Raw genomic sequence first — 13,171 nt, forward strand, 5'->3', positions numbered from 1 at the left:
TGAAAATTGCCATGGAAAAAGAAAAACCTGCACAGGGGCAGGTTTTATCTGAGCATAGATGACACTCAGCTAAGGGTTAAAAGCCTATATTCAGGCCGTTAGCGTGGATTGGCTAGACCATGTTCACGGTCAACCGTGACATCTAAATCTGTCAGTAAACCGTTATCAATGCCGTAAATCCAGCCGTGTACCGCCACTTCTTGGCCGCGATCCCAGGCTTCTTGCACTATGGTTGAACTGGTCACATTAGCAACCTGCTCAATCACGTTTAGCTCGCACAGACGATCAAAACGTTTGGCTTCGTCCATCTGTTGTAATTCTTCCTGATAAATACGATAGATATCACGTAAATGCCCGAGCCAGTTATCGATGAGTCCTAAGCGTTGCTGACCCATGGCCGCGCGCACACCACCGCAGCCGTAGTGACCCACCACCATAATATGCTTCACCTTGAGCACATCGACGGCGTATTGCAGTACAGATAAGCAGTTAAGATCGGTATGGATCACCATGTTGGCGATATTACGGTGAACAAAGACTTCACCGGGCATAAGATCAATGATTTGGTTTGAGGGAACGCGACTATCTGAGCAGCCAATCCACAGGTATTCAGGATGTTGCTGTTTCGCTAATTGTTCAAAAAAATCAGGATTTTCTTGGCGTATACGTCCGGCCCAGCGGCGGTTATTGTCGAATAAAGGTTTGAGTAGTTTCATTTTAACCTATTGTTTTATTGACATATAAAATGTCTTCTCATGCTCTAATTCATGCAAGCAGCACATTTTGAGCAAGAGTATACCAGCAAATTTGGCTCTGCTGGTCTATCCAATTAAGGTTTGAATCAGGATATTGAAAAATCGAGATTATTTTTTCTTAATAGTACTGCAAATGGATAAGCCCTCTCTGAGGGTTCAAGCACCATTTGATTTTGATAGTGTGTTTGTTGTTTATATCGCACAAATGCTGAGTGGAAACCTTGTCCGCCACAGATTAAGGCGGACAAGGATGATGCAGTATGGGTTAGAACTTACTGATCACTTTCACGCTATCGTTGACTTCGCTGACGTCAACAAATCCGATCATATTGGGATTGGCGGCAATCAATGCGAGCATTTCAGCGCTGGAGTCGACGACTTTGGGCGGTTGACCTTGGCCTGAAAAGACCAGTTTTGACCAATAGGCTTTTAACTGACTCTCGGTTTTATTAAGGATCTGTTTAACAAATGCATCACGTGCGGGCGTGCCTTCAGGTTGATCGAGTGCGACGACAGTGCCACCACTGGGGAAAGACTTGAGTTTGCCTAAATAGATCCGTGAAATATCCGCAGCGCTAATTTCTGACGTATTAGAAGGGTGCACCACGACGGCAATTTCGGCTTGAACACAGGCACTGCCAAGTAGAAGCGCACTGGCGACTAAGGTTTTTATCATCAACCGAGAACTTATTAATAGTTTCATGCTTAACTCCTTAAAAAACTAAGTCTATTGCCATACTCAGCAACTGTTCATCGGAGGACGGTTTGTCGTTACTGTAGTTGGTGTACTCTAGTTTCAGTGCGGCAGAAGGATGGAAATCCCAGCGGGTGCCTATGATGTAGTAGGCGCTGTCTTCCTGCTGTGCTTCAAGCGCCGCTTGTGTTCCAAAAACAAGCGGTGCGAGTGCAGCTTGGTTTGCCGGTGGCAGACCATTGTAAACAGGTAACATAGCGTCATAGGCATCGTATTGGGGCTCACCTTTATCAATACCGTAGGTTAAGTGGAAGGTGAAATCGTGATAGCGGATCCCGCCGGAAACAAAGGCTGAATCTTGAATATTAAAGCTACTGGGATCGACATCAATTCGTGTGTATTCGGCCAAAATAAACCATTTTTCAGCATCATATTTAACATTCGCGCCAATGAGTAACGCGCTGTCATTAATCGGTAAAAGATCATCAACCACTTGCTGAGTAAAGAGTCCGGTTTGAGAAATTGCATTGCCTAAGCCAAGCAGTGCGGGTAATTCGTAGGAGAAATCGGTGACTATGCCAATATTTAAACCGTACTCAAACCCTGAGGTTACAAAGTTAAAGTTCATTATGTGGCCCTCGGCGGAGAAGGGCGCAGGAGGTGTTGATGAACCGGTAGGCGAGTAGTCAGAAACTGAAGTGGTAATGTATTTATAGGTCAAACCTACTTCAGTATCACCCCATAAATCGGCATAAACTAAGCCTACACCTTCACCTGAATTAAATGGCAGTGAATAAACTCCGCGGGGCGGAGTGATCCAATGATAGGCATAGCCGACATCAATATAATCGGAGTATTTATAGAGATTAAAACGTTGGCGACCCGCCATAAGCATAAGTTTGTCGCTGATGTCATAGGAGATATAAGCCCATTCGAATTCAGCGCTATAATCGTTACTGCCTCTGGATAGCACTTGTGCAGTAGCTCTTAAGCCACTACCAAGATCGGCGGTAAATTGTAAGGCAACTTTGGAATCATTATTAAAATCGAGTTCTTTATCGTAACCATAATAGCTTTTATCGTCACTTAGACTTGAGCCCGCGACAATAGAGGCAAATCCATTTATTTGAACATCGGCATAAAGAGACGGTATATAAAGTGTGCTGAATACGCAGAGGGCAACTGTACTTTTTCTCATGGCAGAATACCTTGTTGAGGGAATACAGTATAAAGGTAGTTGATAATTAGTGGATTTCACCTTTGTGCAACATTTTTTAAGCCGCTTGGAACAAAAACAAGGTCTTTACTTGTTAATAGAGGCTTCACAGGTGAGTTTAATGAAACGAGGCGTGCTCAATAACAGACTTTAATAAAGTAAAGCCTAATGTATTTATCCATAAAATAGGAATTAAGTATGGGTGAGCAATATTGATATAAGCACATCTTAGTAACATGTGCTAAGTAGAAATACTCATCTTCAAGATGCGAGTTTTCGCACCTTGAAGCGTAGATTTAGCGATTGATTAATAATGTTTAGCCAGAAAATCGGCTAAATGTTGGTTAATAAATTCCGCTTGTTCGAGAGTTGATATGTGTCCTGCCGCAGGAATATGCACAAGTTGGCTGCCGTCAATGGCATCACTCATCAGGTAACTTTCCAATACGCTGCGGGCCTTATCTTCCACGCCAGCCATGATGAGGCAGGGTAGCGTCAATTGCTCGGCGTATTCCATGGTATCGCGACGACCAAAAATCATTCGTCCAAGTTTAACTATCGTGGGGATTTGCTCCGCTGTGATACTGGCAAGTGACTGTTCAAAGCCAGTAACCAGTTCAGGAGTGTTATTTGCGGCATCATTGGCGAAGAATAAAGGTGAAATCGCACTGATCAGCGGCGCAGGGATCGCCTTAGCGGCGGTAATCATATCCAGCATGCCATCATATTTCGCACGGGTGACTTCGGGTTCGAAGCCGATAAAACTGTTGAGCATAACGAGGGTTTTAACTCTTGTTGGTGCTTTCAGTACCAATTCTGCGCCCCACATAGCACCGACAGATTGTCCGACAACACTAAAGTGAGTTATCTCAAGAGCATCCATTAGCTCAAGCATTTGATCGGCTATATCGAGTAGCGTTTTGCAGTTATTGGGCAGTAAATCTGACTGACCATGGCCCCAAAGTTCAGGCACTATGCATCGGTAATGGGCGCTTAAGGTGGCAATTTGAGGCGCCCACATAGCGCTATCCCATAAATAACTATGCCCAAACAACAATACAGGGCCTGATCCGACATCAAGGTAACTTAATTTTCGATCGGCAATAACAAGCTGCTGACGGTGTGAAGAAAAATCCATAAAACCTACTTAATCAAATATATCATTGTGTTAAACCGCATTTTGGCGCCCATTTTGACGATATTGCGCTAGGCTTAACCTGTGTTGACTGACCTTGGCGAGTATTTCGTGATTAGGGCTGAGCGATACGCAGCACGTATTCATCTATTAGACTGTCTAATCGGGCGAGTACTGCATCTTTTAGCAACATATCACTGTTTTCTAACAGGATTGCCAGTTCGGCACGATCGAATTGTGGCAACAATAACTGCGCTACAGGGAAATAGCTGATATGCCAAGGCTCAGGACTTACCGCACTTTGTCCCTGCTGAAATGGGAAGTAAAAGCCAAAATCATGGGCATTTTCTACCAGCCAAGCATGCAATTTAGCACAGGGACCACCCTGAATATATTCAGCTTCAACAAGGCGCAGAGCTTTAACATCAATTTGAGCCGCATCGAACACATCGAGATCGGTACCCCAATGGTGGCGTGAAGCGCCGGGCAACGCCGACCAGAGCAAAATCAAGTCAACTATGGCATCGTCACTTAAGCCCTGAATATTGACCGGTAACTCATTGGCATCCAATACCGCGCGTTTACCGCTAGCCTTGGCATTCCAAATTGCCAGTTGCCGTTCAAAGGGACGATGAGCCGAGCAAATCGCGAGTTTTATGCCCGCTTCTTCAGCTTTTGCCGCCATAGACTTAAAGGCGATAGCTGTGTTCTCCTCTAACCCAAAGCTATGATAACCAAGGTGATACGGGCTTAAATAATCCACTAATTCAGAGGAGCTTAAGCCGTAAAGCTTTGCGGTTTCGGGACGGATCTTAAGATGTGCTAACACAGTAATTGTTCCAAAATGACTTCATAACACAGGGCTAACTGCTCAAGGTCGTCCACTTTAACGCATTCATTCACTTTATGAATGGTGGCGTTGACAGGGCCAAGCTCTAACACTTTTGCACCCGTTGGCGCGATAAAGCGACCGTCTGACGTGCCGCCTGTGGTTTGTGGATCGGTTTCATAACCTGTGACTTGGCGGATCGCGATACGGGTAGCATCTAAGAGCGGACCATCACCGGTTAAAAAGGGAAGGCCATTGAAAATCCAGCTGATATCGTAGTCTAGCTCATAGGCTTTCAATAGAGTTTCAACTCGCTCAATCAAGATTTCGGCGGTCACTTCGGTGGAGTAACGGAAGTTAAACATCACTTCCAGTGCGCCAGGGATCACATTTGATGCACCTGTGCCGCCATTAATATTGGCGATTTGGAAGCTGGTGGGCGGAAAGAACTCATTGCCATTATCCCAGTGCATTTGACTCAGCTCGGCCAAGAAAGGCGCGGCTTTGTGGATTGGATTATCGGCAAGGTGTGGATAGGCCACGTGGCCTTGAATGCCTTTGACGGTTAAGTTGCCAGTTAAGCTGCCGCGGCGACCATTTTTGACCACATCGCCCAGCTTTAGGGTCGATGAAGGTTCGCCGACTAATGCCCAGGTGATCTTCTCGTTGCGCGCTTCTAAGGTATCAATGACTCGCGTCGTGCCGTTGATGAACGGACCTTCTTCATCACTGGTGATCAAAAAGGCGATAGAGCCACGATGATCGGGATGTTTAGCCACAAAGCGTTCGGTGGCAATGATCATAGCCGCCAGTGAGCCTTTCATGTCCGCTGCGCCGCGGCCATATAAGTAGCCATCAATGATGGTGGGCACAAAAGGCGGCGTGTGCCAGCGGCTCACATCGCCCGTTGGCACAACGTCTGTGTGGCCCGCAAAACAAAAAACGGGGCCTTCATTACCACGGCGAGCCCACATATTGGTGGTGTCTTCAAATACCATAGGTTCGATATTAAAGCCGATGGCGCTGAGTTTTTCTGCCATTAAGGTTTGGCAGCCTTCATCAAGCGGTGTCACCGAAGGGCGGGCGATCAGCGCTTTTGTCAGTTCTGTAACGGGATAATCGTCGGCTGGCATCATAGTGAAAATACTCTTTTATAGGCGGCTTCATCAAAGCCAATCAGCACTTGTTCACCGACGACCAAGACGGGGCGTTTGATCAGTGTCGGTTGCGCCAGCATAAGTTGAATGGCTTTGGCTTGATCGATATTGGTTTTATCTGCGTCACTGAGGGCACGAAAGCTTGTGCTGCGCTTATTGAATACGGTTTCCCAGCCTGATGTGTTACACCAGAATTCGAGGTCTTCTTGACGTAGACCGTCATCTCTAAAATCATGGAAATGAACTGGAAGTTGATGATTTTCAATCCATTTACGTGCTTTACGCACTGTATCGCAATTCTTAATACCGTAGAGGGTCAAAATGATGCTCCAGTGTGGATGGACGCTTGGCTTGCAAGCATTGATTTTGCTGGCATTGTGGCATTGTGCGTCGCATGTCACAAGTGGGATGTGTTGCTGAGATAGCGTGAGCATAAAATGTCAGTGTGCTTGAAGCGTATTGGGATTATCGGGTGATGTCTGTCACTTTATGTAACCAAACGCCCTCAGGGCGTTTAGTCATATCTTGCTGCTTACTGATGCCGTATAGCACGCTTCATTGAGTTCGCTGCGGGCTTAACGGTAATGGGATGGCGTTGACTAAAGTTGCCAATTTAAATCAAAATCATAGCGAATGCCTAAGGCTATGATAGTGTCGTCTTCACGTTGATCATTATTTTGTTGTAAATATTCTAAATGCATGCGGACATTTGTTGCGGCTTGCCACTCTAAGGTGAGATTGTAGCCATCATAATTTTGGCTGCTGGTATCTTCTATCCCATCTTCAAACCTGAAGTATCCTAGTTTCAGCTTATAAGCTTTCGCAACTGGAATCGCGATGGCGCTATCAAATGTATTACCGGTTCTATTGACTGCGGTTTCAAATTCGTAGTCTTTATGCTGATAACCAACGGCGGCATATATGCCATTGCTAAATTCATAGGAAATGACGCCCCCGGCCAGTTGTTCTTCTCCAGTCATAATATCGTTCACATAGGTATCTTGTTGTAAGTAGGCGATACCTACGTGAAATCCACTCTGGTTAAATCCTGCGCCGACATTAATTACATCGGTACCACTGCCACCTGAGTTACCATCAAAAATGGCTGAAGCCATTAAGGTGATTGGCTTAATGTTAAGCTCATAGATCAAGGCATTATCAACAAAAAATGGACTCTCTTGGTTATAACCAAAGGGGCTATTCGCATTGTTAAAGATATCGACATATTCAGCGACTAACGTGTACTGCACCGGCCTTTGGCGCCCAAAAGTCAACTTGCCATAGGGAGAATCTATCCCCGCAAAGGCGAGTCTCGCCTCGCCGAATCGGCCATTGTCATCGAGACGGATTTTCCATTCACCTTGGGCAATGGCACGCCAACCAGAGGCGAACTCGGTTTCAGCTTTAACCCCTAAGCGGGAGAGTGCATCGCCGATATCCCACACATCCTCACCTTTGTCTTGGTATTCTAAGGTCGGACGTAGTGAACCGTAGAGGATAAAACGACTGTCTTGTAGGGAGGATTGCAATGAGGGACTGGCAGGCTCCGCTTTGGCTTGTTGCTCCAGCTCTTTAACTCTTTGCTCGAGTTGTTGCAGTCGTTCCGACTCTTCTGTGGTTGTTTGGGCATTAGCCTGTAGTGGGATCTGAAGCATGCTAACTATGACGAACAACGTTATTTTGCTCATGATGAGGTCCTGTTGTTAGTAGATGTCATGGTGAGCCATGGATAAAATCATGGCTCACTGGCTTAGACTATGAATTTATTAAGGATTGCATCTTGTTCTTTGATGTATTGAGTTTGCGTATGCATGGCTGTATTTGCATGAACTGCAGTGTCAGAAACTTGGACTGATAAATCTTTGATCCTGATAGTATTATTGTTAATTTCTTCAGCTACTAAACTCTGCTCTTCTGCTGCAGAGGCAATTTGTAGGTTCATATCACTTATCTGTAATATTGCTTCACGAATTTTGTTTAATGCGGTATTAGCACCTTGGGCGCGTGTAACCGCATCTTCTGCATTATCTTTACTTTGGCTCATTACCTCTGCAACAGCACTTGCTCCTGCTTGAAGTTGCTCTATCATGTTACGGATTTGAGTTGTAGATTGTTGAGTCCTTTGGGCGAGGGTTCTGACTTCATCTGCTACCACAGCAAAACCACGACCAGAATCACCGGCTCTTGCTGCCTCAATGGCGGCATTTAAGGCTAATAAATTTGTTTGATCTGCAATGTCATTGATCACTTTCAATATTGTGGCAATGTTGTCAGTTGCAGATTCTAATGTTTTGACTTCAGTGACGGCCATATCGATTTTTGATGACAGGGCATTAATGGCATCAGTTGTATCGCTGACGATTTTAGAACCTACACTTGTCGCTTCATCTGCTTCTTTCGCAGCAGAAGCCGCGCCTTGGGCATTACGGGCTACGTCAGTTGAAGTGGTTGCCATTTCGTGCATGGCAGTTGCAAGTTGTTCTAGTTCATGCAGTTGCGAGTTCATGGCATCAGTAGATTGCTGTAATTCTAGCGATGTCATTTCTGAACTTTTATGGATGAGCTGACCAATGGATTTAGATTGAATGATCAACTGTTGTAGATTTGCCGTGAAGGTATTGAATCCCAAGGCTAACGCTGAAAACTCAGTGTCTGTTTTAGTATTTAAGCGTTGAGTCAAATCACCTTCGCCAGAAGCAACATCTTGAATTGCATCGTTTAATGTTTGTAATGGGCGCATTAAGGTTGTGATCAATAGTAGTAGGGTTGTGATACTGATGATTAAGGCGATAACGGAATAGAGAATAGAGCTATTGCGTAAGTCCGTCACTGCAGCATAGGCAATCTCCTCATCCAAGATAACACCAACATACCAGTCCTCTCCCGCAACGCGTGAGAAATCCAAGGTGAAGCTTTTTCCCTCTATGGTTACTTTTTGTGGCGTTTCCATCACTTTGACATTGGGTAAATAATCGGCCATAAGAGTGCCATTTCGTTTTTCCTCTGGGTGGGCTATGGTCGTTCCATCCCCAGAAACAATAAACACATGGCCAGCGTTGAAGAGTTTGACCTCATTGACGAGTTTGGCTAACCCGACCAAGCTAACATCGTAGAAAATGGCACCGATGAATGTACCGTGATCTTTCACGGGCGTCGCAATTGAGACGAGAATTTCACCGGAGGCTGAGTCCGCATAGGGAGCCGTGATGATTAATTTATCGGCTTGTTTTGCATCGAGATACCAAGGCCTTACTCTTGGGTTCCATCCCGCACCCGGATCCCAGCTAGGATTATTATTGATATTCGTGCCATCTTTTTCATAACCTAAACCGACGAGAATAAATGCATTTTTAACTATGGGGCGAGTGATGACTGCGCTGATGTGTGCGGGCGTGAGATCTTGTTCCAGTAGGCTGGTCGTATAAGCTGCCAATTGTTTACGGGCTTCAATTTCCGATGAAACCGTATTTCTAACCCCATCGACGATTTCGGTGACACTGGCTTCCACCTGTGCCTGCATTTCATTCTGAATCGAGTAGTATTGTTTGGTCGTTAGAAGCGTTACTGTCACTAACAGTAACGCAGAGGATGCGGCGACAATCTTATGACTGAACTTCATTGTTATTCCTCTGTAATATTAAAAGCACCTTTAGAGGTATAGTCATAATTTCGTTCGAGAGCTAGCGGGTGCATTGATCTTTTTGTTTGTTGTGACCAATGTGAGTCGATGCTCTGACGCTCACATAGCACTCATCATACCGGATAGGGAGTCTTGTTGACTTAGTCTACTCGGCCTGCAAATCGCCACCTTGCTAACGTGCTTTCGATTATTACTCAATCCTACATTTGGGTGGTTGATATATAGCATATTTTGTTTTTAAATCAGTTTGATACATTATGTCGGTTTTGCGGTGAAAATATTTCAACTATCAGACTGGCCTCTTCGCGCGGAAAGTGGAGATAAATAAAAGGCTGGCGCCTTTGGGGGAGCCAGCCTTTCTATATTAATCAAGGGTATTTTCAAACTGCTAATTCAAAAAAACTTAAGGTAAAGCTTAATTAGAGCTGTACCGTAAAGATCACGTCTTTGCCTGCGGTGACACTGCCTTGGGCTTTGTCGAGGTATTTGACATCTTCCATGTTCGCCAAAACGACAGGAGTGAGTAGGCTGTCGACTTGATCTTTTAGGTAATCAATATCGAATGACAGGATCGGATCGCCGACTTTCACTTCTTGACCTTCCTGGGCTAAACGTTTAAACCCTTTACCTCTCAGCTCGACTGTGCCGACGCCAAAGTGAACAAATAGCTCTAAACCTTGGGGAGACTCAATGCTGAACGCATGATTTGTCTCAAAAATTTTACCTATGGTGCCGTCGATAGGCGCCAGAATTAATTCGCCTTTGGGAGCGATAGCGATGCCATCACCGACAATCTTTTCAGCAAAAACCACGTCGGGGACTTTTTCAATGGCGACGATATCCCCGGAAACGGGGGCATATACCATGATACCGCCAGCTAATTGAGTCTGGCCCGATACCAAGCGCCTTATTCGGCTTAAAAATCCCATAATCTAGAGCCTCTTTTGCTTGTTTTTGTCATTGTTTTTGTTCTGTAATGCAGCATAACGAATAAATGTCTCTATTTATAGCTTGTTATACACTGCTGTAAGCTTGCAATTCTATCTTGTTGTAATGCTGTGTGCGCTAATGCAGAAAATTGTGTGATGCTGCCTTGGCAAATGGCCGCTTTCACTTCTAAGAGTGAGCTTAAGTTAACACTGAGTTCGTCCAATCCCATGCCGATTAACAGCGGCGCAATTTGCGGTGAACTGGCGAGTTCACCGCACAGAGAAACTTTAACATTAGCAGCCTTAGCTTGGGTTATTGTCATGTTAATTAAGGCTAAAATGGCAGGCGAAAGGGACGGATAGTCACGGGTAAGCTGCGGGTTTGTCCTATCGGCTGCCATTGCATATTGGGTTAAATCATTGGTGCCAATGCTGACAAAATCGAGTCTTGGCAGCATAGCGTTGAGGTTGAATACCGCAGCAGGGGTTTCGACAACGATACCGTAGCTAAGTTCGCCATAGCCTTTCTCTTCTTCTTCCAAGGCATCTTGGCACTGGGCAATAAGTGCAAACACCTCATCCAATTCTTCGACTTGATTGACCATAGGGAACATCAAACGGATCGGGCCATGGTTAGCGGCACGCAGAATGGCCCTCAATTGGGTTTTAAATAATTCTGGGTGCGCCAAGGTGTAGCGAATGCCGCGAAGACCCAAGGCGGGATTATCTTCAATTTCTTGGCATAAACAGGGTAGTTCTTTGTCTGCACCTATATCTAAGGTACGGATGGTAAAGGTTTTACCGCCTAGGGCGTGCAATGCATCGCAATATAAGCTGTATTGGGCTTTTTCATCGGGCAGGGTGGCGACGTTCATCAACATAAATTCGGTGCGAAACAAACCTATTCCATCGGCGCCGACATCGCTGACATGGGTGATGTCGTTGAGATTACCCACGTTTGCCATGAGTCCCACGGTATGACCGTCTTGGGTTTGCGCTGGGACATCCTTGTAAGTTTGAAGTGCTGCGCGCCTTGCTTGTTCATGGTGAAAGGTGACTGTGAGTCTTGCCTGTTGGTCTGGATTGGGATTGACACAAAGTTCACCCGCGAGCGCATCGAGCACTAAGGGCGTACCGTTGGGAATAGAGTCTGCGTCGAACTGACAACTTAAGATGGCTGGAATGCCGGCTGCTCTGGCTAAAATGGCCGTATGGCTCGTTAAACCGCCCGTTTTCAGTACAATACCGCAAAGGTTTTCCCGCGGCAGTAGGGCAAATTCGGCGGGGGTCAAATCCTGCGCTAATAAGATAGTGGGTCTATCGAGTTTTTCGAGCCCTTGAGCTAAATGGCCGTTTATCGCCGCGACGACTCTTTGGCCTAAACAGCGCACATCTTGGGCTCTATTGGCTAAATAGGGATCATCTAAGGATTGTAACTCATTGGCCTGATGGGCAAAAATACGTTCAACCGCCACACTTGCCGACAATTGTAAGGTGCGAATAGCATCGTTCACTTGCTCGATTAATTCATCGTCTTCTAATAACAATAAGTCGGCTTCGATCAACTGATAATTTTCGGAGTCGCTGTCGAGTGCAGCTTGGCTGTGGGTCAGTTGTGCCTGTAGTTCTTGCAAGGCTTTGGCAAATTTACCCTGTTGTTGAGGGATTTTAGACAGGGGAATAGGGCGATAATCGAGGTGGTGTTCGGTGTGGTGCAGGTGAAGAGCCTGTCCAAAGGCAATTCCCGATGACACTATAATCCCCGTTATTGACATATCCCTTCCTAAATTAACCACTGAACTGAGTGTCCGTTAGCGATAGCGAGTCTAGTTGAGTGACGCTAAGCTTGTAAAGCGTTTGTATGTAAAGCATTAGCATGTAAAGACGGTCGAGACGAGTTTTTTGCGTGTTGGTTAAACCTGCAGATAAATGCACTTTAGCGTAAGAAAAGGCTTAGCTTAGGGTAATGAGCAGCTCAGATACTTTCTCAACCGCGGCCTGTGCCTGTTCACCTTCAGCAAACACTCTTACCGTGACGCCAGAATATAAGCCTAAGGTTTGTAGCTTAAACAGACTCTTAGCACTGGCTTGCTTACCATTACATTCGACCATGACATCACAGTCAAAGGTTTTGGCTTCTTTAACCAGTAAGGCTGCTGGACGGGTGTGAATGCCATGTTTGGCGGTAATGGTGACTGTTTTTTCGTACATAGTAGATGAGCTCATATTTAAAGGGGTATTACATTTCGTCTTTCGATTCTATGATGTGATAGCCCTGTTTTTTCAAGGCGGCGATGGCACTTTTGAGGCGATTATTTTTTACTAAAATATAATCGGTATCAAAGGTCGAAATCGCAAAAATACTGATTTGTTCGTCCGCTAAGGTGCCAGACACTTTAGATAAAATGCCTGTCATCGAAAATCCCAGTGGCCCGAGTACTTCAAAGCAACACCAGCCCGGTTCTTGCTCTAAGCTGTCGAGTTCCATTTCACTGGAAACGACTAAAGATAAACCTTCTTGGGTCTTACCAATGAAATACATGTCCTGTGCAAAAACCTCACTGGGCAATACGGCATTCGGGCTAAAGCTATGAATTGTGTACTGTTCAGGGTGAACGGCTAAGGTCATTCGCATGGCAGTGTCTCGGTTGGATTTTTAAGGCTAAAGCATACCGCATATCAAACGTTAGCGTGACAGAGAATTTGTGGTTAATGGGATTTTGTCGTTGAAATTCATTGTTGGTGAGATAGTGGTTAACAAGCGTTACCAGAAGGTTTACCCAAAGAAAAGGGCGCCCTATGGCGCCCCAATCGAC

13 protein-coding genes are annotated in these 13,171 nt (G+C 45.4%); all 13 read right to left on the reverse strand.

The annotated features are described in order from the left end of the window. Window positions 1-98: 98 nt before the first annotated feature. The gene (gene can, locus L5L77_RS14165; protein ID WP_028760064.1) at window positions 99-716 is read right to left on the reverse strand and encodes a carbonate dehydratase; all 618 of its coding nucleotides are present in this window, start codon (window positions 714-716) and stop codon (window positions 99-101) included. A gap of 304 nt (window positions 717-1,020) precedes the next feature. Further along, window positions 1,021-1,458: a phosphate ABC transporter substrate-binding protein gene (locus L5L77_RS14170; protein ID WP_028760063.1), complete on the reverse strand. Its 438-nt coding sequence runs from the start codon at window positions 1,456-1,458 to the stop codon at window positions 1,021-1,023. Between the two features lie 10 nt (window positions 1,459-1,468). Beyond that, a complete protein-coding gene (locus tag L5L77_RS14175; RefSeq protein ID WP_131524474.1) occupies window positions 1,469-2,647 on the reverse strand; it encodes a porin in 1,179 nt (392 codons plus the stop codon). 325 nt (window positions 2,648-2,972) lie between these two features. Then, window positions 2,973-3,803 (reverse strand): alpha/beta fold hydrolase, encoded by an 831-nt coding sequence (locus L5L77_RS14180; RefSeq protein WP_263185440.1) that lies wholly within the window; start codon window positions 3,801-3,803, stop codon window positions 2,973-2,975. 112 nt (window positions 3,804-3,915) lie between these two features. After that, the gene (locus tag L5L77_RS14185) at window positions 3,916-4,629 is read right to left on the reverse strand and encodes a M15 family metallopeptidase (RefSeq protein ID WP_263185441.1); all 714 of its coding nucleotides are present in this window, start codon (window positions 4,627-4,629) and stop codon (window positions 3,916-3,918) included. Continuing rightward, window positions 4,623-5,762: a succinyl-diaminopimelate desuccinylase gene (gene dapE / locus L5L77_RS14190; protein ID WP_263222972.1), complete on the reverse strand. Its 1,140-nt coding sequence runs from the start codon at window positions 5,760-5,762 to the stop codon at window positions 4,623-4,625. The genes L5L77_RS14185 and dapE overlap by 7 nt, the downstream gene beginning before the upstream one ends. Beyond that, window positions 5,762-6,106: an ArsC family reductase gene (locus L5L77_RS14195; protein WP_131524471.1), complete on the reverse strand. Its 345-nt coding sequence runs from the start codon at window positions 6,104-6,106 to the stop codon at window positions 5,762-5,764. The genes dapE and L5L77_RS14195 overlap by 1 nt, the downstream gene beginning before the upstream one ends. 279 nt (window positions 6,107-6,385) lie before the next feature. Next, a complete protein-coding gene (locus tag L5L77_RS14200; RefSeq protein ID WP_263138727.1) occupies window positions 6,386-7,474 on the reverse strand; it encodes a porin in 1,089 nt (362 codons plus the stop codon). Between the two features lie 62 nt (window positions 7,475-7,536). After that, window positions 7,537-9,405, reverse strand: coding sequence for a methyl-accepting chemotaxis protein (locus L5L77_RS14205; protein ID WP_263185443.1), 1,869 nt, complete (start codon window positions 9,403-9,405; stop codon window positions 7,537-7,539). Between the two features lie 440 nt (window positions 9,406-9,845). Then, window positions 9,846-10,355: a PTS glucose transporter subunit IIA gene (gene crr, locus L5L77_RS14210; RefSeq protein ID WP_006081821.1), complete on the reverse strand. Its 510-nt coding sequence runs from the start codon at window positions 10,353-10,355 to the stop codon at window positions 9,846-9,848. 71 nt (window positions 10,356-10,426) lie between these two features. After that, a complete protein-coding gene (ptsP, locus tag L5L77_RS14215) occupies window positions 10,427-12,130 on the reverse strand; it encodes a phosphoenolpyruvate--protein phosphotransferase (RefSeq protein WP_198573285.1) in 1,704 nt (567 codons plus the stop codon). 178 nt (window positions 12,131-12,308) lie between these two features. Beyond that, window positions 12,309-12,566, reverse strand: a complete 258-nt coding sequence (locus L5L77_RS14220) for an HPr family phosphocarrier protein (protein ID WP_028760055.1) — start codon at window positions 12,564-12,566, stop codon at window positions 12,309-12,311. A gap of 28 nt (window positions 12,567-12,594) precedes the next feature. Next, window positions 12,595-12,990 (reverse strand): ACT domain-containing protein, encoded by a 396-nt coding sequence (locus L5L77_RS14225; protein WP_198573284.1) that lies wholly within the window; start codon window positions 12,988-12,990, stop codon window positions 12,595-12,597. Between the last annotated feature and the right edge of the window lie 181 nt (window positions 12,991-13,171).

The sequence above is a fragment of the Shewanella sp. SM29 genome (assembly GCF_025654245.1).
Classification (GTDB): Bacteria; Pseudomonadota; Gammaproteobacteria; order Enterobacterales; family Shewanellaceae; genus Shewanella; species Shewanella oncorhynchi.